Annotated in this window: 17 protein-coding genes and 1 other annotated feature; of the genes, 11 read left to right on the top strand and 6 right to left on the bottom strand. The window is 56.7% G+C overall.

Going from position 1 to position 23311, the window contains the following annotated elements; translation table 11 throughout:
- Window positions 1–9: 9 nt before the first annotated feature.
- The 3 genes from trpCF to ABLV30_RS00735 are packed head-to-tail and all read right to left on the bottom strand — an operon-like array spanning window position 10 to window position 4529.
- Window positions 10–1368 carry a bifunctional indole-3-glycerol-phosphate synthase TrpC/phosphoribosylanthranilate isomerase TrpF gene (gene trpCF, locus ABLV30_RS00745; protein WP_025106981.1) on the bottom strand — a complete coding sequence of 453 codons (1359 nt, stop codon included), beginning with the start codon at window positions 1366–1368 and terminating at the stop codon, window positions 10–12.
- A gap of 3 nt (window positions 1369–1371) precedes the next feature.
- A complete protein-coding gene (gene trpD / locus ABLV30_RS00740) occupies window positions 1372–2967 on the bottom strand; it encodes a bifunctional anthranilate synthase glutamate amidotransferase component TrpG/anthranilate phosphoribosyltransferase TrpD (protein WP_064375388.1) in 1596 nt (531 codons plus the stop codon).
- Window positions 2967–4529, bottom strand: a complete 1563-nt coding sequence (locus ABLV30_RS00735) for an anthranilate synthase component 1 (protein ID WP_064375389.1) — start codon at window positions 4527–4529, stop codon at window positions 2967–2969. Before ABLV30_RS00735 ends, trpD begins: the two co-directional genes overlap by 1 nt.
- 35 nt (window positions 4530–4564) lie before the next feature.
- Window positions 4565–4660, bottom strand: a sequence feature (Trp leader region).
- Window positions 4661–4887: 227 nt separating this feature from the next.
- Between ABLV30_RS00735 and rnm the strand changes: the two genes are divergently transcribed.
- The 6 genes from rnm to ABLV30_RS00705 all read left to right on the top strand — a co-directional run bounded on the left by rnm (window position 4888) and on the right by ABLV30_RS00705 (window position 12582).
- Window positions 4888–5757 carry an RNase AM gene (gene rnm / locus ABLV30_RS00730; protein ID WP_032749459.1) on the top strand — a complete coding sequence of 290 codons (870 nt, stop codon included), beginning with the start codon at window positions 4888–4890 and terminating at the stop codon, window positions 5755–5757.
- Window positions 5758–5766: 9 nt separating this feature from the next.
- Window positions 5767–6387, top strand: coding sequence for an L-threonylcarbamoyladenylate synthase (locus ABLV30_RS00725; RefSeq protein WP_004850139.1), 621 nt, complete (start codon window positions 5767–5769; stop codon window positions 6385–6387).
- A gap of 410 nt (window positions 6388–6797) precedes the next feature.
- Entirely contained in the window at window positions 6798–7685 is an 888-nt protein-coding gene (gene rluB, locus ABLV30_RS00720; RefSeq protein WP_004121268.1) for a 23S rRNA pseudouridine(2605) synthase RluB, read from the top strand.
- A gap of 165 nt (window positions 7686–7850) precedes the next feature.
- Complete coding sequence (locus tag ABLV30_RS00715) at window positions 7851–9215, top strand: glycoside-pentoside-hexuronide (GPH):cation symporter (RefSeq protein ID WP_014229008.1); 1365 nt, start codon at window positions 7851–7853, stop codon at window positions 9213–9215.
- Window positions 9216–9233: 18 nt separating this feature from the next.
- Window positions 9234–11594: a glycoside hydrolase family 3 C-terminal domain-containing protein gene (locus tag ABLV30_RS00710; RefSeq protein ID WP_154919799.1), complete on the top strand. Its 2361-nt coding sequence runs from the start codon at window positions 9234–9236 to the stop codon at window positions 11592–11594.
- Between the two features lie 13 nt (window positions 11595–11607).
- Window positions 11608–12582 carry an AraC family transcriptional regulator gene (locus ABLV30_RS00705; RefSeq protein WP_154919801.1) on the top strand — a complete coding sequence of 325 codons (975 nt, stop codon included), beginning with the start codon at window positions 11608–11610 and terminating at the stop codon, window positions 12580–12582.
- Here the strand turns inward: ABLV30_RS00705 and cobO are convergent.
- Both cobO and ABLV30_RS00695 read right to left on the bottom strand, forming a co-directional pair.
- Window positions 12554–13144, bottom strand: coding sequence for a cob(I)yrinic acid a,c-diamide adenosyltransferase (gene cobO, locus ABLV30_RS00700; RefSeq protein WP_004850148.1), 591 nt, complete (start codon window positions 13142–13144; stop codon window positions 12554–12556). The two genes, ABLV30_RS00705 and cobO, sit on opposite strands and share 29 nt — an antisense overlap.
- Entirely contained in the window at window positions 13141–13902 is a 762-nt protein-coding gene (locus ABLV30_RS00695; protein WP_014229011.1) for a YciK family oxidoreductase, read from the bottom strand. Before ABLV30_RS00695 ends, cobO begins: the two co-directional genes overlap by 4 nt.
- A 254-nt stretch (window positions 13903–14156) precedes the next feature.
- Between ABLV30_RS00695 and sohB the strand changes: the two genes are divergently transcribed.
- Window positions 14157–15203 carry a protease SohB gene (gene sohB / locus ABLV30_RS00690; RefSeq protein WP_004850151.1) on the top strand — a complete coding sequence of 349 codons (1047 nt, stop codon included), beginning with the start codon at window positions 14157–14159 and terminating at the stop codon, window positions 15201–15203.
- 55 nt (window positions 15204–15258) lie between these two features.
- Here the strand turns inward: sohB and ABLV30_RS00685 are convergent, their stop codons facing one another.
- Window positions 15259–15510 (bottom strand): YciN family protein, encoded by a 252-nt coding sequence (locus ABLV30_RS00685; protein ID WP_004101388.1) that lies wholly within the window; start codon window positions 15508–15510, stop codon window positions 15259–15261.
- A 410-nt stretch (window positions 15511–15920) separates the two neighbouring features.
- Here ABLV30_RS00685 and topA point away from each other — a divergent pair, with 410 nt between their 5' ends.
- The 4 genes from topA (at window position 15921) to acnA (ending at window position 23305) form a co-directional block, all read left to right on the top strand.
- Window positions 15921–18518, top strand: a complete 2598-nt coding sequence (topA, locus tag ABLV30_RS00680) for a type I DNA topoisomerase (RefSeq protein WP_014229012.1) — start codon at window positions 15921–15923, stop codon at window positions 18516–18518.
- Window positions 18519–18849: 331 nt separating this feature from the next.
- Entirely contained in the window at window positions 18850–19824 is a 975-nt protein-coding gene (gene cysB / locus ABLV30_RS00675) for an HTH-type transcriptional regulator CysB (RefSeq protein WP_004121248.1), read from the top strand.
- Window positions 19825–20069: 245 nt separating this feature from the next.
- On the top strand, window positions 20070–20237 hold the full coding sequence (locus ABLV30_RS00670; protein ID WP_004121247.1) for a YmiA family putative membrane protein: 168 nt from the start codon (window positions 20070–20072) through the stop codon (window positions 20235–20237).
- Window positions 20238–20632: 395 nt separating this feature from the next.
- Window positions 20633–23305, top strand: coding sequence for an aconitate hydratase AcnA (acnA, locus tag ABLV30_RS00665; protein WP_148851397.1), 2673 nt, complete (start codon window positions 20633–20635; stop codon window positions 23303–23305).
- Window positions 23306–23311: the final 6 nt, after the last annotated feature.

Below are 23311 nucleotides of genomic sequence, written 5' to 3'. Positions count from 1 at the left end.
TATTGCTCCTTAATATGCGCGCAGCGTTTGAAACACAGAGGACAGCTTGTCGGCATCTTTAATACCCGGCTGCGACTCTACGCCTGAATTAAAATCGAGTCCGGCACAGCCGCTTTTGGCGGCTTCTACGCAGTTATCGGCGCCGAGGCCGCCTGCCAGCATGACGTTATGCAGGTCCTGGCCCTGCAGCAGGGACCAGTCGAAACGCTGGCCGGTGCCGCCCTGACCGTTGTCGAGAACGTATTTATCGACATGGCGCAGATCGCGCGGCGGTAGCGTTTCACCTACGCTGAGGGCTTTCCAGATTTGCACCTTCGGCGGAAGTTCGGCGCGCAGGGTATCAATATAGGTCTGGTCTTCGCTGCCGTGCAGCTGTACGGCGGCTAAGTCGAGGTTTTCCGCCCGGGCGATCACTTCCGCCACCGGGGTATTGCGGAATACGCCGACATAGCTCAGAGGCGCGCTGGCGATCACCGCTTGCGCCTGCGCCTCGTTCACCGCGCGCGGCGACGTCGGGACAAAAATCAGGCCGCCGTAGACCGCGCCGGATTCATACGCCACCTGGGCATCCTGGGGGCGGGTCAGGCCGCAGACCTTATTCTCGCCGAGCAGCACGCGCTTCACGGCGGCGTTGAGATCGGCGTGCTCCATCAGCGCTGAGCCAATCAGGAAACCGTTGGCGAAGTGGCTCAGTTCGCGCACTTCCGCGTAGGTATGGATGCCGGACTCGCTGATCACCGTGACATCGTGACCGAGCTTAGGCGCCAGGGTACGGGTACGGTTGAGATCAATCGACATATCGCGCAGATCGCGGTTGTTGATGCCGACCACTTTCGCCTTCAGCGCAATCGCGCGCTCCAGCTCCTCTTCATTACTCACCTCGGTCAGCACGCCCATGTTCAGGCTGTGCGCGACGGCGGAGAGCTGGCGATACTGCTCATCATCCAGCACTGAAAGCATCAGCAGACAGGCGTCGGCCTGGTAGTAGCGCGCCAGGTAAATCTGGTAAGGATCGATGGTGAAGTCCTTACAGAGAATCGGCTGCGGCGCGACCTTACTGACCATCGGCAGGAAATCGAAGCTGCCCTGGAAATATTTCTCATCGCACAGCACCGAGATAGCCGAGGCGTAGTGCTTGTAGACGCCGGCGATGGCCGCCGGGTCAAAATCTTCGCGAATCAGGCCTTTTGATGGCGAGGCCTTTTTGCACTCGAGAATAAACGCGGTGCGGGTTCCGGCGAGGGCATCGTAAAAATTGCGCTGCGTCGGTACCACTTCATTTTGAAAACTGGCTAACGGTTGTTGTTGTTTGCGGGCTTCTACCCAAATCGCTTTGTCGGCCACGATTTTTGCTAAAACGGTCTGCATTTTTTACCCTCTTGCCGCTAATGCGGTCACTCTGTCATAGGCCGCTCCGCTATGCAGCACATCGATGACTTGCTGCGCGTTGGCCTTCAGGTCTTCGTGTCCATGTAAACGCATCAACATGGCGACGTTGGCGGCAACGGCGGCTTCGTGAGCGGCTTCACCTTTACCTTGTAGCAAGCGCGTAAGAATGTCACGGTTTTCTTCCGGCGTGCCGCCTGCCAGCTGCTCCTGATGGTAAGGCGTCAGGCCAAAGTCGGCGGCGGTGAGCTGGTAGCTCTTGATTTCGCTATGGTTCAGTTCCGCGACCACCGTCGGCGCGTGCAGCGACACTTCATCCATACCGCCGCTATGCACCACCGCAGCGCGCTGGTAGCCCAGCACGCGCAGGGTTTCCGCAATCGGCAGCACCAGTTCTGGGCTATAGACGCCAATCAGCGCCAGCGGCGGATGAGCCGGGTTGATCAGCGGCCCAAGCACGTTAAACAGGGTGCGGGTTTTAAGCTGCTGACGGACCGGCATCGCGTGGCGGAAACCGGTGTGGTACTTCGGTGCGAACAGGAAGCAAACGCCCAGTTCATCCAGCGCCTGGCGAGATTTATCGGCATTCATATCCAGGTTGATACCGAACGCCGCCAACAGGTCGGAAGAACCGGATTTACTCGACACGCTGCGGTTGCCGTGTTTGGCGACCTTCAGGCCGCAGGCGGCGGCTACAAACGCGCTGGCGGTCGAAATATTGATACTGTTGCTGCCGTCGCCGCCGGTACCGACGATATCGGCAAACGGATAATCCGGACGCGGGAACGGCGCGGCGTTTTCCAGCAGCGCGGTGGCGGCGCCGGCGATTTCCTGCGGATGCTCACCGCGTACTTTCATACTCACCAGCGCGGCGGCCAGCTGCTCGGGTTTGACTTCACCGCGCACCACCGCAGAGAACAGCTGATGGCTCTCCTGCTGGCTCAGGGTTTCGGCCTGGTACAGTTTTTCCAGAATCGGCTGGAGGGTGTTGGTCTGCTCCAGCTTCTGCAGCGCCCAGGCCAGGGTTTGCTCCAGCAGGCGTGCCCCCTGGGTGGTCAGAATTGACTCAGGGTGGAACTGGAAGCCGCAAACGCGATCCGCGTCGTGACGCACCGCCATCACCATACCGTTGAAGTGGGCGTTGATGGTGAGTCCGGCCGGGATATTGCTGCCCACCAGCGAGTGATAGCGGGCGACAGGCAGCGGATTGCTCAGTCCGGCAAACATCGCCTGGCCATCGTGCTCAATGCTTGATGCCTTCCCGTGAAGAATTTCACCGGCCTGACCGACGTAGCCGCCGTAGGCTTCGACAATCGCCTGATGGCCGAGGCAGATACCGATAATCGGCAGCTTGCCGCGCATGCGGGTCAGCAGCTCTGGCATGCAGCCCGCTTCGCTCGGCGTCCCCGGCCCCGGAGAAAGCATCAGTACCGGGTTTTTCATGGTGCCGATGCGCTCAATCAGCGCCTGCGCCGGGACGGAGTTGCGGTAAATCACCACGTTATGGCCGTTCGAACGCAGCTGGTCTGCCAGGTTATAGGTAAAAGAGTCGATATTATCGAGCAGCAGGATGTCGGCCATTAGAAAATCTCCTTCGCGTGGTGGGCCTGGGCGATAGCGCGCAGCACCGCGCGAGCTTTATTACGGGTTTCATCCGCTTCTGACTGGGGAACGGAGTCGAGCACGATACCGGCGCCGGCCTGCACCGTGGCGACGCCATCCTGCACGTAGGCGGAACGGATCACGATGCAGGTATCGAGGTCGCCGTGGGCGGTAAAGTAGCCCACCGCGCCGCCGTAGCTGCCGCGGCGTTTGCCTTCAGCGGCGGCGATTAGCTGCATGGCGCGCACTTTCGGCGCCCCGCTGAGGGTGCCCATATTCATACAGGCACGGTAGGCATGCAGCACGTCAAGATCGCGGCGCAGCTCGCCAACCACGCGGGAGACGAGGTGCATCACAAAGGAGTAGCGGTCGACTTTGGTCAGGTCGGCGACGTAGCGGCTACCCGGCGTACAGATGCGCGCGAGGTCGTTACGCGCAAGGTCGACCAGCATCAGATGCTCGGAGAGCTCTTTATGGTCGGTGCGCATCTCCAGCTCAATGCGGCTGTCGAGATCGCGATCCAGCGAACCATCCGCGCGGCGGCCGCGCGGGCGGGTACCGGCAATGGGATAGATTTCAATCTGGCGATTGGTGGCATCGTACTTGAGAGAACTCTCCGGCGACGCGCCGAAGAGAGTGAAATCGTTGTCCTGCATAAAGAACATGTACGGGCTCGGGTTGCTCTTCTTCAGCACATCATAAGCGGCCAGCGGCGACGGGCAGGGCAGCGAGAAGCGGCGTGACGGCACGACCTGAAAAATCTCGCCCGCGCGGATGGCGCGCTGCATTTTACGCACGACGGCGCCGTACTCTTCGTCGCTCTGATCGCAGTCGCAGCTCATTTCGGCAACCGTGGTCACCGGCAGCGGCGCCGGCGGCTCGTTTAGCTGCTGACGAAGCTGAGCGAGCCGCTGTAGCAGACGCTGTTTTTCGCTTTCCAGCGGCGTGAACAGGCTCGCCTGGATACGGGTATTTTTGGTCTGATGGTCGATAACCAGCAGCGTTTCCGCCAGATAGAAGCAGTAATCCGGGCAGGCGGTGTCGCTCTCCAGCGGCGGCAGGTCTTCAAAGCCAGCGACAAGGTCATAGGCGAACAGGCCGCCGAAGAACATCGCTTCGCGCTCCTCCTGCGGGACGGTAATCAGATCCTGCAGCAGGCGAAAAGCGTCGAATACCGAGAGTGAACACAGGCGGGCATCTTCATCCAACAGCGCGCTGACCGGCGGGAAGGTTAATACCCGGCTATTTGGCTGACGCTGGTTATCGATGCCGGATGGCAGCGCGCTATCCAGCAGTTCGAGTAACGCCGTACCGTTGGCGGAAAATGCGTGAATAGTGACAGTGTCACCTAGCGCGGTAATGCGCAGCGCGCTATCCACCAGCAGCAGGCTTTTTAAATCATCCTTACTGTCGATATCCGCGGATTCCAGCAGCAGGGTGGCTGGACGCGCGCCGCATAGCTGGTGGAACAGCGCCGTGGGGTTTTCCCGATAGATGGCGTCGCTGGTGAGAAGCTCGAGTGCCGGTTTTGATGTATGCATTATTGTTGTCGCCTGTTCGCTATAATAATTTGTCCAATAAAAAGCCCGCTCATTGGCGGGCCGGGTATCTGTATGCTGAGTGCAAAACGCGATCACGCCGCCCGATAACAGGAGGTGCGCCACCAGCCGTGCAGAGTGATGAATTGCGTTTTCATTGTTGATACCCCTTCATGTGAACTTGCGTACTAGTTAACTAGTCCGAGGGATTAAAGTCAACCCCTGTTTGCAGATTTTCTCTATCAGTCGGTATGATGATGCGCTTATTACTATCCTTAATCACTTAAGCTGCAGAACCACAGTCAATCTGCCTGTGACTTAAAGTATGACGGGTACCGGTTCATGTCCAGCAGGAGTCATCTTGAGCAACACCAATTACGCAGTGATTTACGACCTGCACAGCCATACCATCGCCTCTGACGGGCGTCTGACTCCAGAAGAACTTGTCCATCGCGCCCACCAGATGCGCGTCGGCACCCTGGCGATTACCGACCACGATACCGTGGCGGCAATTCCCGCGGCTCAGCGTGAAATTGAACGTGCCGGTTTACCGTTGGCGCTGATAACCGGGGTGGAAATTTCCACGCTGTGGGAAAATCATGAAATTCATATTGTCGGGCTGAATATCGATATCGACCATCCGGCGATGACCGCTCTGCTCGATGAACAGAAAGCGCGTCGCCAGATGCGGGGTCAGCAGATCGCCGAGCGGCTGGAAAAAGCGCGGATCCCGGGCGCCTGGGAAGGGGCGCTGAAGCTGGCGGACGGCGGTGCGGTGACGCGCGGCCATTTTGCCCGTTTTCTGGTGGAGGCCGGCTATGCCAACAATATGGCTGACGTATTTAAGAAGTATCTGGCGCGCGGGAAAACCGGTTACGTTCCGCCTCAGTGGTGTACAATAAAACAAGCGATTGATGTCATTCATCATTCTGGCGGTAAAGCGGTCATTGCCCATCCCGGGCGCTACGATCTCTCCGCCAAGTGGTTAAAACGGCTGTTGGCCCATTTTAGCGAGCAGGGGGGCGATGCGATGGAGGTGGCGCAGTGTCAGCAGGCGCCTCACGAGCGCGCACAGCTTGCCGCTTACGCCGTGCAGTATGGTCTGGATGCCTCGCAGGGGTCTGATTTTCATCAGCCCTGCCCGTGGATCGAACTGGGCCGCAAACTTTGGCTACCCGCGGGCGTGGAAGGGATCTGGCGCAGTTGGGAAGTGGCCGTAGAACAAAATTGAGAGGGAAGTATGAGCCAGTTTTTTTATATCCATCCGGAAAATCCACAGGCGCGGTTAATTAACCAGGCGGTGGACATTGTGCGTAAAGGCGGGGTCATCGTCTATCCGACCGACTCCGGCTACGCGTTAGGCTGCAAAATTGAAGATAAAGGTGCGATGGAGCGGATTTGCCGGATCCGTAATCTGCCAAACGGCCACAACTTCACCCTGATGTGCCGCGATTTGTCCGAACTGTCGACCTATTCATTCGTTGATAACGTGGCCTTTCGTCTGATTAAAAACAATACCCCGGGTAACTACACGTTTATCCTCAAGGGCACCAAAGAAGTTCCGCGCCGTCTGCTGCAGGATAAGCGTAAGACCATCGGTATGCGCGTGCCGTCCAACCCGATTGCGCAAATGCTGCTGGAAACGTTGGGCGAGCCGATGCTCTCCACTTCGTTGATGCTGCCGGGAAGCGACTTTACCGAATCCGACCCGGAAGAGATCAAAGATCGTCTGGAGAAGCAGGTTGACCTGATTATTCACGGCGGCTATCTGGGCCAGCAGCCGACCACGGTTATCGACCTCACTGAAGATGCGCCGGTTGTGGTGCGTGAAGGCGTGGGGGACGTAACGCCGTTCCTGTAATGACGCCTGTTTCCATGGAAGGAATCGTCATGTAATGAATACCCGCTCGCCGCTTTTATTTGCCGCCGTTCAACGCGGCGCAATGCCGCGCGCCTTTTGATGGTTCATCCTCTGCAAAAGACCCTATTGTGCTACCTGGCTTCCATCAGCGCGCCATGCGCCCGGACGGAGGTGCGCGGTAAGTTGTGCTATGCTCGTAACGCAAAGAAGCATTCATCTTAAAGTTCGTGTACCATGTTCGCCCACGCGAGAAGGCGTGTCTCTGTTATGACTGCTGTAGCAACATAGATAACGGCACGCGCTGATGCAAAAAAATTTTACAGAACAGGGTGTTAGGTTTCATTTTGCCTCGCGCCCTGTTTTTCGAAGTATACCAGACGCCTGGGAAGGCGACACCTTAAGGAAGCTCAATGAGCGAGAAATTACAAAAAGTGCTGGCCCGCGCTGGCCACGGCTCCCGCCGTGAAATCGAAGCCAAAATCGAAGCTGGCCGCGTCAGCGTCGATGGCAAAATCGCCACGCTTGGCGATCGCGTTGAAATTGTCCCGGGTTTAAAAATTCGCATCGACGGTCATCTGATTTCGGTGAAAGAGTCTGCGGAACAGATTTGTCGCGTGCTGGCTTACTACAAGCCGGAAGGCGAACTCTGTACCCGTAACGACCCGGAAGGGCGACCGACGGTGTTCGATCGTCTGCCAAAGCTGCGCGGCGCGCGCTGGATTGCCGTCGGTCGTCTTGACGTCAACACCTGCGGCCTGCTGCTGTTTACCACCGACGGTGAACTGGCGAACCGCCTGATGCACCCGAGCCGCGAAGTGGAACGTGAATACGCGGTGCGCGTATTTGGCCAGATAGATGATGACAAGCTGCGCCAGCTCTCGCGCGGCGTCCAGCTGGAAGACGGCCCGGCGGCGTTCAAAACCATCAAGTTTACCGGTGGCGAAGGGATTAACCAGTGGTACAACGTCACGCTGACCGAAGGCCGTAACCGCGAAGTTCGCCGCCTGTGGGAAGCCGTTGGCGTACAGGTCAGCCGCCTGATCCGCGTGCGCTACGGCGATATTCTGCTGCCGAAAGGCCTGCCGCGCGGCGGCTACACCGAGCTGGACCTGGCGCAAACCAACTACCTGCGCGAACTGGTTGAGCTTACGCCGGAAACCACCTCTAAGGTCGCCGTCGAAAAGGATCGCCGTCGCATGAAGGCGAATCAGATTCGCCGCGCGGTTAAGCGCCACAGCCAGGTGAGCAATAATAATAACAACCGTCGTTCCAGCAGCCGTAATAACGGTAACGGTTAATTATTCCAGTTCCGGCGGTCACCGCCGGAATTCTCCCTCCTGTGACTCCTTTCACACTTCTGCATAAAGACAAAAAACAGGAAATGCCCGGACAAATAACGCAAAGCGGTGCGCCAGGCGACGCCATATACTGAGGCCACTGATTACATTAACAGGTAGCCTAAAATGGAAACAGCAGGAAAACTTTCGGCAAGCTATGTGGTTATCGGCGTTAAAGAAAAAATAGGGTATGGTTTTGGCGATTTCGCCTCTAATTTATCCTTCGGCTTCGTTTCTCTGTTTTTACTTTTTTTCTATACCAATATTTACGGCATTAGCGCCGTACAGGCGAGCCTGATCTTTGTTATTGCCCGCGTGGTTGATGCGGCATTTAATATTCTGATTGGTTTTGCCATCGATAAAACCCACAGCCGCTACGGTAAGCTTCGACCCTGGTTGTTGTATGGTTCAATTCCGCTCGGCTTCTTAACGGTGCTCTGCTTTGTGCCTTTCGGCGGTGAGGCGAAATTCTACTTCGCACTGATTTCCTATACTATTTATTGCCTGGCCTATACGGCGGTAAATACGCCTTATTCGGCGCTGACCAACCGTTTAACCCAGCATGAAGCCTCCCGCTCATCGCTGTCGGTATACCGATTTGTCCTGGCGATTGTTGGCTATCTGATTGTGTCCACTACCGCGGACAGGCTGATTTCCCCGTTTAGCGATAAACAGCTGGGGTACGTCTTCGCCGTCTCTTGCTTTGCGCTGCTGGCGACGTTTTTGTTCCTTGCCTGCTTCGGGATGACCAAAGAGCGCGTTGGTGAAGAAGAGGAAGAGACTCCGGCGCCAACGCTGCGGGAAATGTTGAAGGCGGTGGCAGGCAACGCGCCGCTAATTAACCTTTCCATGTTCACCGTCTTTTTTTATATTGCCTATACCGTGTGGATGGCGATCGCTATTTACTTTATCAAATATATAATTGGTAGCGAAGGCTTTACCTCCACCTTCTTTATGATTCAGTCGGCGGCTTATATTGTCGGTACCGTTATTTCGGAAAAAATCATTGCGTTGATAGGTAAAAAGAAAATGACGCTGGTGGCGCTGTTGATCGGCATTGCGGGCGTACTGATGCAATATTTTATCGCTGGCGACAATATCTGGCTGATCATGACCGGCGTGTGTCTGTACAGTATTACGCTGGGGATGGGTTTTGTTTCAATGTGGTCAATGATTGCCGATACCGTGGAATATGCCGAGTGGCACCATGGGGTGCGCACCGAAGGCGCAATTTACGGTTTCTTTAATTTCATCACCAAAATAGCGATGGCCATCGGCGGCGGCTGCGCGGGCTGGATGCTGGACTATTACCACTATGACGCGGGCAACATTACCGCCAGCGCGATTAACGGCATTAACGTACTGATGACGCTATTTCCCGGCGCGATGTTTGCGCTCAGCGCACTGTTTGTCGCCTGCTATTCGCTGGATGAAAAAACCTATCGCGATATTGTGCAAAAAATCAGCCTGCGCAAACAGAACGCGCTTTAACCTCAGGGAGCCAGAGAGATGAATAACGATTTTAACACCACCCTCGCCGCGATGAGCGCGGAAGAAAAAGTGGCGCTGCTGACCGGCAGCGGCCTGTGGCGGACGGCCTCGCTGCCGCAGCACGGTATCGAAGATATCATTATGACCGACGGCACCTACGGCGTGCGCTACAGCAGCGCGCAGATTGATGGCCGGGAAAAGTGGAGCATGGATGATTTTATCTCGGTCATCACCCAAACCGCAGATCAGGCCAGCGCGGAAGAGCCCGCCGCGAAAGGGGGGAGTGAAGCGCTATTCAGCACTTCGCTACCGGCGACCTGCTTTCCTAATGGTTCCAGCCTGGCCTGCAGCTGGGACGTGGAGCTGGTGCATCAGATGGGGGAAGCGCTGGGGCGGGAGTGTCAGCAAATGGGCGTCGGGATCCTGCTCGGGCCGGGAATTAACATTCGCCGTACGCCGCTGGCCGGGCGAGGCTATGAATATTACGCCGAAGACCCGGTGGTCAGCGGCGATATTGCCGCTGCGCTGATCAACGGCCTGCAGCAGGAGGGGGTTGGCGCCAGCCTGAAACACTTTGCGGCGAACAACTCGGAGTACCGCCGCACGGAAATGGATTCGATTATTGAAGAACGGGCGCTGCGGGAAATCTATCTGGCGGGTTTCCAGCGCGCGATTGCGAAATCCCGGCCGTGGACGGTGATGTCTTCCTACAATCGTCTTAACGGCGTGCAAACCTCCCAGGATCCGTTTTTGCTCACTCAGGTTTTGCGCGATGAGTGGGGATATGAAGGGCTGGTGATGTCCGACTGGTACGGTATTAAAGATCGTCCCGCATCGCTGATGGCGGGTAACGATCTGGCGATGCCCGAAACCCGCCGCGATAAACAAACCCTGCTGGCGGCGATTGAAGCCGGAGAGGTGCCGATGGCGGTGGTGGACCGTGCCTGTCTCCGCATGCTGGAACTGCTCGACAAGGTCCAGCGCCATCGCCGCCCGCAAACGCGAGCCGATTTTACGGCGCACCACGCGCTGGCGCAGCGGCTTGCCGGTGAATCCATTGTCTTGCTGAAAAATGAAGATAATCTGCTGCCGCTGCGTCCGGAGAGAACGCCGCGCGTTGCGGTGCTGGGTAAACCGGCTCAGGAGCCGGTGATCCAGGGGTCCGGATGCGCGACCACGGTGCCGTATCTGCTCGATCGGCCGCTGGATGAAATTTTCGACCTCGCCGGCGACGACTTCAGCGTCTCCTGGGCCGTGGGCGCGCCGGACGATCTGCGCTGCGATGAACAGGCGCTGGCGCAGGCCTGCCGCGTCGCGCAGGAGGCCGACGTGGCGGTGATCTTCGTCAGCACCGCCGTAGGCGAAGATGGCGAAAACGGCGATCGTCAGGATCTGCATATTCTGCCGGTGCACGAACGGTTAATTCGTGAAGTGGCGACGGTCCAGCCGAATATCGTGGTGGTGCTGGCGAATAGCGATGCGGTGGTGATGCCGTGGCTCGGCGAGTGCAAAGCGCTGCTGGAAACGTTCTTTGCCGGGCAAGGGATGGGGCGCGCGGTGGCGGAAATCCTCTTCGGCCAGCGTAACCCCTGCGGCAAACTGACGGTAACGGTACCTAATTCCCTGGAGGAAACGCCGGCCTGGCTGCACTATCCGGGCGAAAATCTGCGTCATCATTACGGAGAAGGGCTTTTTGTCGGCTATCGCTATTATGATAAACGTCGTATGACGCCGCAGTTTCCGTTTGGCTTTGGCTTAAGCTATACCCGGTTTGCGTACGATAATATCGCGCTGTCAGCCCGCCGTGCAGGCGCAGGCGAGACGCTTACCGTGTCGTTCGACCTGACCAACTGCGGAGAGTATGCGGGCAAAGAGATCGTCCAGCTGTACGTTAGCGCGCCGAAGGGGGAGCTGATTCGCGAAGTGCAGTCATTAAAAGCGTTCAGCAAAGTGGCGCTGGCCGCCGGAGAGACCCGTCGCGTGAGCCTGCAGCTGCCCATTGGCGAGCTGGCCTGTTATCATCCGGGCCTGGGTGATTGGGTCGTGACGCCGGGCATCTGGCAGGTTCGCGTCGGCGCCTCATCACGGGATCTGCCGTTGATCGCGGAGATTGAGGTAGATTGTCCGCAGCGGTACGTCCCGCTGCGCGATGATAACTCTCTACAACAGCTGATCCAGCAGCCGGAGGCCTTTGCCCGCGTAGTGAAGCTGATTGCCGATAAGAGCCAGATGCCGGCGGAGCAGGTGCGTGAAAAACTGATTCGCCTGGCGCCGGATCTGTTCTGCGGGCTGCTGATTGCGCTGACCGAATTCCTGGCGCTGGATATCGAACGCGACGAGCTTAACGCCGTGCTGGCCGGCGCTAATCATTGCCAATGACAGGAGAGTGCGCATGTTTCCTTTTTCAGTGACTCACCCTCGCTCGGTCACCCAGAGCGGACGACAAACGGCGAACAGCGGCTACGAGCTGATTGCCTTTGACGCGGAGAAGCTGAACGTGTTTGCCGCGGAGGTTCGCTACTGCGAGCCTCACTGGCATCCGGCTCCGGAGCTGATTACCGTGCTGACGGGGCGATTTACCCTCGTCGTCGGCCAGCAAAGCCTGGAGCTGGCGCAGGGAGACATGCTGTATATCAATGCCGAAGAGGTCCATTCGCTGAGCGCCGAGGAGGCGGGCAGCCAGCTGCTCACCGTACAGTTTTCCCCCGGCCTGTTTGATGAACTTCATCCCTCGCCGCAGCTGGACTGGAGTACCTGCGGACGACCTTACTCTCCGGCGGACAGCGAGGTACGCCAGCGGCTGGCGAGGCTACTGGAACAGCTGATCGATAACCACGCGCCATTTCAGCGTATCGCGGCGATTTATCTGCTGCTGGATGCGGTCGTCTCCGCCGGAAAGCCGACGCGGCGCGCCGAAAGCTCGCTGCGCGACGAGGCGATGATCAAAAAAGGCATTGATTTTATCAATCAACACTTTGATCAGCCGCTGACGCTGAGCGAGGTCGCCTGCCATAGCGGGATGAGCTACTCCTGGTTCTCGCGGCTGTTCAAAAAGGTGAGCCGGTATAATTTTAAAGAGTATCTGACGCTGGTGCGGCTAAATAAAGCCCGCACCCTGCTGCGCGATACCCGCACCCCGATCACGGAGATTAGCCACAGCTGCGGCTTTCAGGAACACAAGTATCTGATCGCCGCCTTTAATAAATACTGCGGCGTCACGCCAACCGAATACCGCAAGCGCTTCGTCTCGCGGCAAAATATGCGCGAAAGCGAACTGGCGCTGGGGGAGGATTGCCTGTGCCTGCCGCTGAATCATGCGCTGCTCAAGCGGCTGGCGGCTAGTAGTCGATCCCCATCTGCGCTTTGATTCCGGCGTCAAAGGCGTGCTTCACCGGGCGCAGCTCGCTGACGGTATCGGCCAGTTCGGTAATCTCACGGTGGCAGCCGCGGCCGGTAATAATCACCGTCTGGTGCGCCGGGCGGTTGCGCAGCGCGGTAAGCACCTCTTCCAGCGGCAGGTAATCATAAGCCACCATGTAGGTTAGCTCGTCCAGCAAAACGAGGTCGAGGCTTTCATCAGCCAGCATGCGGCGCCCGTGCTCCCAGACCGCGAGGCAGGCGGCGGTGTCACTTTCGCGATCCTGCGTATTCCAGGTAAAACCGGTCGCCATCACCTGAAACTCAACGCCGTGCGGCTCAAGCAGGTTGCGCTCGCCGTTTGGCCAGGTACCTTTAATAAACTGCACGACGGCGGCTTTTTTACCGTGCCCGACGGCGCGGGTGACGGTGCCAAAAGCGGCGGTGGTTTTGCCTTTACCGTTGCCGGTAAAGACGATCACGATGCCGCGCTCTTCCTGCGCGGCGGCGACGCGAGCGTCAACTTTATCTTTTACCCGCTGCTGGCGTTCGCGGTGGCGTTCATCACTCATTGTGCGATTCCTGGTTTGCGGCCCGGCTGGGCGTCAAAGGTCATTCCCGTTTTGCGACGACTGTCGTCGCCCATCAGCCACAGGTAAACCGGCATGATATCAGCGGGGGTTTTCAATTTTTGCGGATCTTCCGTCGGGAACGCATTGGCGCGCATTTTGGTGCGGGTGCCGCCTGGGTTAATGCAGTTGACCCGCAGATGACGGTTCTGATACTCCTCGGCCAGCACCTGCATCATGCCCTCGGTGGCGAATTTCGACGCGGCGTACGCGCCCCAGTTCGCGCGTCCCTGGCGGCCGACGCTGGAAGAGGTAAAGACCAGCGAACCCGATTCGGATTTAAGTAATAAAGGAAGCAGCGCCTGGGTGAGCATAAAGGTGCCGTTCACGTTCACCTGCATCACCTGCTGCCATACTTCCGGCTTTTGTTGATCCATCGGGCACACGTCGCCCAACAGACCCGCGTTGTGCAGCACCCCGTCGAGGCGCGGGTAGTGGATGGCTATTTTCTGCGCCAGCTGCTGGCACTCCTGCGGCGTGCAGGTTAACAGGTCGAGAGTAAACCAGCGGGCGGGAATGCCGCCCGCCTGCTGAATTTCGTGCGCGACGCTGCGCAGCTTTTCTTCGTTGCGGCCGACCAGGATAACGCTGGCGCTATAGCGGGAATAGGTCAGGGCGGCTTCACGGCCAATGCCGTCGCTGGCGCCGGTAACCAGGATGATGCGGTCCTGTAACAGGTGACGTTGCGGTTGATAGTGCACGGCGACTCCTCGGGCGATCTGCTGACGATCGCGCTTGCTGTTCGGTATCTCACTTTTGCGCTTTATGCCTGAAAGCGCCCGCTATTGCAATCGGCGAAGCGGAAACTCTTCGCGGAATTAATATCTTGCAACGATTTCATCGTCGCTGAAAAAAACAGGAAGGCGCCTCGCGTGCGACACAAAGCACAAAGACTTCTCGCCGACGGCTGATGTACACTGTGCGCCAACGTCAGCGGTTTACACAAGGTGAAAACGTGGAATTACTTGCTCAATATGGCCTGTTTTTGGCCAAAATCGCGACCATCGTTGTCGCAATTGCGGTTATCGTCGCCATTATTGTTAACCTGACTCAGCGCAAAAAACAGCGCGGCGAGCTGCGGGTCACCAATCTTAGCGAGCAATATAAGGAGATGAAGGAAGAGCTGGCGGTTTCGTTGCTCGATGGGCCGCAGCAGAAGCTGTGGCATAAAGCGCAAAAGAAAAAGCTCAAGCAGGAAGCAAAGGCGTCAAAGGCGCGGGCGAAGCTCGGCACACCGGAGCCGGACGTCAAGCCGCGCGTTTGGGTGCTGGATTTTAAAGGCAGTATGGATGCCCATGAAGTCAGCAGCCTGCGCGAAGAAATCACCGCCGTTCTGGCGGCGGCAAAAGCGCGCGACCAGGTCGTCATTCGCCTTGAAAGCCCAGGCGGCGTGGTTCACGGTTACGGCCTGGCGGCTTCACAGCTGCAGCGCCTGCGCGACAAGCAGATCCCGCTAACGGTCGCGGTCGATAAAGTCGCGGCCAGCGGCGGCTATATGATGGCCTGCGTGGCGAACAGAATCGTCAGTGCACCCTTTGCTATCCTGGGCTCTATTGGCGTTGTGGCGCAAATTCCCAACATCAATCGCTTCCTGAAAAATAAAGATATCGACATTGAGCTGCATACGGCCGGGCAGTACAAACGCACCCTGACGATGCTGGGTGAAAATACCGAAGAAGGGCGGCAGAAATTTCGCGAAGACCTCAACGATACTCATCGGCTATTCAAAGATTTTGTCCACCAGATGCGCCCCGGGCTGGATATCGAGCAGGTAGCGACGGGTGAACACTGGTACGGCGTTCAGGCGCTGGAAAAAGGCCTTGTGGACGCGGTGGAAACCAGCGATGAACTTCTGCTGGGGCTGATGGATAAGCACGAGGTTATCAGCGTGCGCTATCAGCAGCGTAAGAAAATGCTCGAGCGGTTTACCGGCAGCGCGGCGGAAAGCGCCGATAAACTTCTGCTGCGCTGGTGGCAGCGCGGGCAAAAGCCGCTGATGTAAACAAACAACGCGAGGCTTCGGCCTCGCGTTGTTGTCATGGCCCTGCAGGCAGCGGTTAATCCGCCAGGTGGTACTTATCAGACAGCTCGTGTGCGAGGTATTTAAACATATTAAATACCGCCGTACTCTTCGCCGTTGGCAGACCCTGCTCGTCAAGATAGAACTCGCCGCTGAACACCAGCACGCCGTTACGCTGAACGACGTCGGTGGCCTCGATCCCGGCTAACGTATCTTCATGTTCGCGAATGAGTTTGTTGGCTTTTTCCAGAAGCGTCTGGCGATCGATGGGTTGGGTTGTACCTTGCATAAATGCCTCCTGTGTTTCTTCGCGGCTAGTCTACGCCGCGCGGCGGCGAGGGGCAAATTTTCCATTGATCTTGCAGGGGTAATCGCAGAAGCCTAATAAACATCAGTTTAGTGGCGGGATTTGCTTTTGCATGCTAATAAAGTTGCGTAACGAATTTTATCAGGTACAGTGTGACGCTTTCAGCGATCTGGCAACAGATTTGCTTGACATTCGGCCAAAAATTATTCGTGCTATGTCGCCTGGCGAGAAAAAGCCAGCAAACTCAGCTATCTGGTTTTATGGATGCGAAACCGGTGCAAGGGGTTGATATCCATCGATAACGACGCAACATAGGTTGTGACGTGTCGCCAGTGGATGGTGAATCAATGTGCGATGTATTCCTGGATGAATCAAATTAGGTAAAGGTGAATATGGGTAAAGCTCTCGTTATCGTTGAGTCCCCGGCAAAAGCCAAAACGATCAATAAGTATCTGGGTAATGACTACGTGGTTAAGTCCAGCGTCGGTCATATCCGCGATTTGCCGACCAGTGGCTCAGCTTCCAAAAAGAGCGCCGACTCTACCTCCACCAAAGGGGCTAAAAAGCCTAAGAAGGATGAACGCGGCGCTCTGGTCAACCGTATGGGCGTGGACCCGTGGCATGACTGGAATGCGCACTATGAAATACTCCCGGGTAAAGAAAAGGTCGTTTCTGAACTCAAACAGTTGGCGGAAAAAGCTGACCACATCTATCTCGCAACCGACCTTGACCGCGAAGGGGAAGCCATCGCATGGCACCTGCGGGAAGTTATCGGCGGTGATGAACAGCGCTATAGCCGCGTGGTGTTCAACGAGATCACGAAGAATGCGATTCGTCAGGCTTTCGAAAAGCCGGGCGAACTGAATATTGACCGTGTCAACGCTCAGCAGGCGCGCCGTTTTATGGATCGCGTGGTGGGCTACATGGTCTCTCCACTGCTGTGGAAAAAAATTGCCCGCGGTCTGTCAGCAGGTCGCGTCCAGTCGGTTGCGGTGCGCTTGGTGGTCGAGCGCGAGCGCGAAATTAAAGCGTTCGTTCCGGAAGAGTACTGGGAAGTTGACGCCAGCACCACGACCCCTGGCGGTGATGCGTTACCGCTGCAGGTCACGCATAACGGCGATAAGCCGTTCCGTCCGGTAAACCGTGATGAAACCATGGCGGCGGTCGCGCTGCTTGAGAAAGCCAGCTACAGCGTGCTGGAGCGTGAAGATAAGCCGACCAGCAGCAAGCCGGGCGCGCCGTTTATCACCTCCACGCTGCAGCAGGCCGCCAGCACGCGTCTTGGCTTCGGCGTGAAGAAAACCATGATGATGGCGCAGCGTCTCTACGAAGCGGGCCACATTACCTATATGCGTACCGACTCGACGAACCTGAGCCAGGACGCGCTGAGCATGGTGCGCGGCTACATTGGCGACAACTTCGGTAAGAAATATCTGCCGGAGAGCGCGAATCAGTACGCCAGCAAAGAAAACTCGCAGGAAGCGCACGAGGCGATTCGTCCATCCGACGTCAACGTGCTGGCCGAAACGTTAAAAGATATGGAATCTGATGCGCAGAAACTGTATCAGCTGATCTGGCGCCAGTTTGTCGCCTGTCAGATGACGCCTGCGCAGTACGACTCCACCACGCTGACGGTGAAAGCCGGCGATTTCAAACTGAAAGCCCGCGGCCGTACGCTGCGCTTTGACGGCTGGACCAAAGTAATGCCAGCCCTGCGTAAAGGCGATGAAGACCGTACGTTACCGATGGTCAATAAGGGCGACAGCCTGAGCCTGGTCGAACTGACCCCTGCGCAGCACTTTACCAAGCCGCCGGCGCGTTTTAGCGAAGCTTCGCTGGTTAAAGAGCTGGAAAAACGCGGCATCGGTCGTCCGTCCACCTATGCGTCGATCATTTCGACCATTCAGGATCGCGGCTACGTGCGGGTGGAAAACCGCCGCTTCTATGCGGAAAAGATGGGCGAAATCGTCACCGATCGTCTGGAAGAGAACTTCCGCGATCTGATGAACTATGATTTCACCGCGCAGATGGAAGACCGCCTCGACCAGGTGGCTAACCATCAGGCCGAGTGGAAGCAGGTCCTCGACAGCTTCTTCGGAGACTTTACCTCGCAGCTGCAGACGGCAGAGAAAGATCCGGAAGAGGGCGGCATGCAGCCGAACCCAATGGTGCTGACCACCATCGACTGCCCAACCTGCGGGCGCAAGATGGGGATCCGTACCGCCAGCACCGGCGTATTCCTCGGCTGCTCGGGCTACGCGCTGTCGCCAAAAGAGCGCTGTAAAACCACCATTAACCTGGTGCCGGAAAACGAAGTGCTCAACGTGCTGGAAGGCGATGACGCTGAAACCAACGCGCTGCGCGCTAAACGCCGCTGTAAAAAATGCGGCACGGCGATGGACAGCTACCTCATCGATCCGAAGCGCAAGCTGCACGTCTGCGGTAATAACCCGACCTGCGATGGCTACGAGATCGAAGAGGGCGAGTTCCGCATCAAGGGCTATGACGGCCCGATCGTTGAGTGTGAAAAATGTGGCTCCGAAATGCACCTGAAGATGGGGCGTTTTGGTAAGTATATGGCCTGCACCAACGACGAGTGTAAAAACACCCGTAAGATCCTGCGTAACGGGGAAGTGGCGCCGCCGAAAGAAGATCCGGTGCCGCTGCCGGAGCTGCCGTGCGAGAAATCGGACGCTTACTTTGTTCTGCGCGATGGCGCGGCGGGCGTCTTCCTGGCCGCCAACACCTTCCCGAAATCGCGCGAAACCCGCGCGCCGCTCGTGGAAGAGCTGTACCGCTTCCGCGACCGTCTGGCAGAGAAGCTGCGCTATCTGGCCGATGCGCCGCAGCAGGATCCGGAAGGCAACAAAACGATGGTGCGTTTTAGCCGTAAAACTAAGCAGCAGTACGTTGCCTCAGAGAAAGATGGCAAAGCCACCGGCTGGTCAGCTTTCTATATAGATGGCAAATGGACTGAAGCAAAGAAGTAACTGCTATCATCTGATAAAAGGGCCGCGTCGCGGCCCTTTTTTGACATCACATGTTGTTGATATCCAAGATATTACTCTGTTCCTCCTCTCTCCTTATAACCGCCTTATTATTTTTTGTTAGTATCTATACACTGTAGATATAAATGATATAGTGGTTATAGCTAATCCCTTTTTTATTATCTTATCGTCTTATACATCACCGTCATCAGGATACGTTGGGGCGCCAACACGGCGAGTCGCAGGGAGGTTCGGGCTAGCCCGTCCACCGCCAAGTGACCTGAGCGTAAAATGTATTAAGCGGGTTTATTTTACGTGCTATCGGATATCAGCCATGAAACTACAGCAGCTCCGCTATATCGTTGAGGTTGTTAACCATAATCTGAACGTCTCCTCCACGGCCGAAGGCCTGTACACCTCACAGCCGGGCATCAGCAAGCAGGTTCGCATGCTGGAGGATGAGCTGGGAATTCAGATTTTCGCCCGCAGCGGCAAACATTTGACCCAGGTCACGCCCGCAGGCCAGGAGATCATACGCATCGCTCGCGAGGTCCTGTCGAAGGTCGATGCGATCAAATCGGTAGCGGGTGAGCATACCTGGCCTGATAAGGGGTCGCTGTATGTAGCAACTACCCACACCCAGGCCCGCTACGCGCTACCGGGCGTTATCAAAGGCTTTATCGAACGCTATCCCCGCGTCTCCTTGCACATGCATCAGGGGTCGCCAACGCAAATCGCCGAGGCGGTGTCGAAAGGCAATGCTGACTTCGCTATCGCGACCGAAGCGCTTCATCTTTATGATGATTTGGTGATGCTGCCGTGCTACCACTGGAACCGCTCCGTGGTCGTCACGCCAGAGCATCCGCTGGCGTCGCGAGAGTCGGTATCGATTGAGGAGCTGGCGCAGTATCCGCTGGTGACTTATACCTTCGGCTTCACCGGCCGCTCCGAGCTGGATACCGCCTTTAATCGCGCCGGCTTAACGCCGCGCATCGTTTTCACCGCCACCGACGCCGATGTGATTAAAACCTACGTGCGTCTGGGCCTTGGGGTAGGGGTAATTGCCAGTATGGCGGTGGATCCGGTTTCCGACCCGGACCTGGTGAAGCTGGACGCCAATGGTATTTTCAGCCACAGCACCACGAAAATAGGTTTCCGTCGCAGTACCTTCTTGCGAAGCTATATGTATGATTTTATTCAGCGATTTGCGCCGCATCTGACCCGGGATGTGGTCGATACTGCCGTTGCTTTGCGCTCAAATGAAGATATTGAAGCGATGTTCAAAGATATTAAATTACCGGAAAAATAACCACAGAAAAAATAATGGCATCCTCTCGGGGATGCCAAAGCCTATAATGGCCTGAAATGGAATATCTAAACCTCGTCTGAATCACAATTTTCGTTAACTCCTCGTACCACATTTGCAAATATACCTGCCGCGATCAAATTAATGATGAAAGATATCTGCTGAAAAGCGAATTCACTGGATTAATAGTCAATCCATAATTAAGATTTATCTGTGGTTAGTAATTCTTAGCGATTGGTGGTGAAAAAATGATTAGTGATATCGATTATATGAAGTTTGCGATGTCACAGGAACGTGACAAGACTGAGATAGATCCAGTTTTGAGAAGTAAGGCCTGGAGCGCCGTTATCCTTGGGCTTGCGATGTTCTGGAGCGTCATTGCTCTGGTTGTCTGCAACGTTTGGTTACTAAGCTAGAGCACCTTCCAGTCACAGCGGTTATGTCAGTTTTATGACAAGTGAATTATTGAGAATTATTTCTATCTGATAAAATAGCGGTAATAAGGAGGATATAATTTTTCCCTTTTTAGACTCGCTCGATAAATTTTCTCTATTGGACTAATCGCCAGAATAATGGCGATTAGTCTTTCTTTGTACTCGTGTACTAATACGACGCGCTCGCCGACGCAAACCTGACTTCTTCAATCCCTCTCAATATATCCGCCCTCATTATTCAAATTTCCTGTCTTAATGCGTTACGCCTATTTTAGCAATTTGGGTTGTTATCAAAATGTTACATCAAAGATGTGTTATCTTTAATAATGACCCTGAGGAGGATCAGGGGATGCTATCCCTAAGGTAAAGGAGGAGCTATGTCGTCAACCCTACGAGCAGCCAGTAAGGATACGCTCCAGGTTAAAGATAAAACCTGGCATTACTACAGCTTACCGCTGGCCGCTAAACAACTGGGCGATCTCTCGCGCTTGCCCAAATCGCTCAAAGTGCTACTGGAAAACCTGCTGCGCTGGCAGGACGGCGATTCCGTGACCGCCGAAGATATTCATGCCCTGGCCGGATGGCTGAAGCATGCCCATGCCGACAGGGAGATTGCCTACCGTCCGGCGCGCGTCCTGATGCAGGACTTTACCGGGGTTCCTGCCGTGGTGGACCTGGCGGCGATGCGCGAAGCGGTCAAACGCCTGGGCGGCGATACCGCCAAAGTGAACCCGCTTTCGCCCGTCGACCTGGTGATTGACCACTCGGTCACCGTAGACCGTTTTGGTGACGATGATGCTTTTGAAGAGAACGTCCGGCTTGAGATGGAGCGCAACCATGAGCGCTACGTCTTTTTGCGCTGGGGGCAGCAGGCATTCAGCCGCTTCAGCGTAGTACCGCCGGGTACCGGTATTTGCCACCAGGTAAACCTCGAATACCTTGGCCGGGCGGTGTGGAGCGAACAGCAAAACGGCGAGTGGGTGGCTTTCCCCGACACCCTGGTCGGCACCGATTCCCATACCACGATGATTAACGGTTTAGGCGTTCTGGGCTGGGGCGTCGGCGGTATCGAAGCGGAAGCCGCCATGCTCGGTCAGCCGGTTTCCATGCTGATCCCGGACGTTGTTGGCTTCAAGCTGAGCGGCAAGCTGCGTGAAGGCATTACCGCGACGGACCTGGTCCTGACGGTCACCCAAATGCTGCGTAAACACGGCGTTGTGGGTAAGTTTGTTGAATTCTACGGCGATGGCCTCGATTCTCTGCCGCTGGCGGACCGCGCGACGATTGCCAATATGTCCCCGGAGTATGGCGCGACCTGCGGCTTTTTCCCGATCGATGCGGTAACGCTTGACTATATGCGCCTGACCGGCCGCAGCGAAGAGCAGGTGGCGCTGGTAGAAGCCTATGCGAAAGCGCAGGGTATGTGGCGTCAGCCCGGAGATGAACCGGTATTCACCAGCACGCTGGCGCTGGATATGGGAACCGTTGAAGCCAGCCTGGCCGGGCCGAAACGCCCGCAGGACCGCGTAGCGCTCGGCGATGTGCCCCAGGCCTTTGCCGCCAGCACCGAGCTGGAAGTTAATCACGCGCAGAAAGATAAACGGCCAATTGACTACACGCTGAACGGACAGCAGTATTCGCTGCCTGACGGCGCGGTGGTGATTGCCGCCATTACCTCCTGTACTAACACGTCGAACCCCAGCGTCCTGATGGCCGCCGGCTTGCTGGCCAAAAAAGCCGTTGAGCGAGGGCTGAAGCCGCAGCCGTGGGTTAAAGCGTCGCTGGCTCCCGGGTCGAAGGTCGTTTCCGACTATCTGGCCCACGCAAAGCTGACGCCGTATCTTGATGAACTGGGCTTCAACCTGGTCGGCTATGGCTGTACCACCTGTATCGGTAACTCCGGACCGCTGCCGGACCCGATCGAGCGCGCAATCAAGCAGGGCGATCTGACCGTCGGGGCTGTGCTCTCCGGCAACCGCAACTTTGAAGGACGTATTCATCCGCTAGTAAAAACCAACTGGCTGGCGTCGCCGCCGCTGGTGGTTGCCTACGCCCTGGCGGGGAATATGAATCTCGATCTGACCCGTGAGCCGTTAGGGACGGGTAAAGATGGTCAGCCGGTATATCTGAAGGATATCTGGCCGAGCGGAATCGAAGTCGCGCAGGCGGTTGAGCAAGTCTCAACGGAGATGTTCCGTAAAGAGTACGCCGAAGTGTTTGAAGGGACAGCCGAGTGGAAGGCGATTAAAGTGGATCGCTCTGATACCTTCGACTGGCAGGATGATTCCACCTACATTCGCCTGTCGCCGTTCTTTGATGAGATGGGCGTTGAGCCTAAACCGGTAGAGGATATTCACGGCGCGCGCATTCTGGCCATGTTGGGCGACTCGGTTACCACCGACCATATCTCCCCGGCGGGCAGCATTAAAGCCGACAGCCCCGCGGGCCGTTATCTGCAAAATCACGGCGTCGAACGCATCGATTTTAACTCCTACGGCTCCCGTCGCGGCAACCATGAGGTGATGATGCGCGGGACGTTTGCCAATATTCGTATTCGTAACGAAATGGTCCCCGGCGTGGAAGGGGGGATGACCCGTCATCTTCCTGATAGCCAACCCATCGCTATTTACGATGCCGCTATGCTCTACAAAGCGGAGGGCACGCCGCTGGCGGTGATCGCAGGCAAAGAGTACGGTTCCGGCTCCAGCCGCGACTGGGCGGCTAAAGGACCGCGTTTGCTCGGCGTCAGGGTGGTGATTGCCGAGTCTTTCGAGCGCATCCACCGCTCCAACCTGATTGGGATGGGGATTTTACCGCTGGAATTCCCGCAGGGGGTGACGCGTAAAACGCTGGGACTGAGCGGCGAGGAGCGGATAGATATCAGCAACCTGCAGGCTCTGCAGCCCGGTATGACGGTGCCGGTCACGCTGACGCGCGCTGATGGCCGGCAGGAAGTGATTGATTGCCGCTGCCGCATCGATACCGCGACTGAGCTGACCTACTATCAGAACGACGGTATTTTGCACTATGTGATCCGCAATATGCTGTAAACCCGC

This window comes from Klebsiella sp. CN_Kp113 (genome assembly GCF_040064585.1).
Classification (GTDB): domain Bacteria; phylum Pseudomonadota; class Gammaproteobacteria; order Enterobacterales; family Enterobacteriaceae; genus Klebsiella; species Klebsiella michiganensis.
Note: the sequence above shows the minus strand (reverse complement) of the source record. Positions and strands in the feature narration are given on the sequence as shown.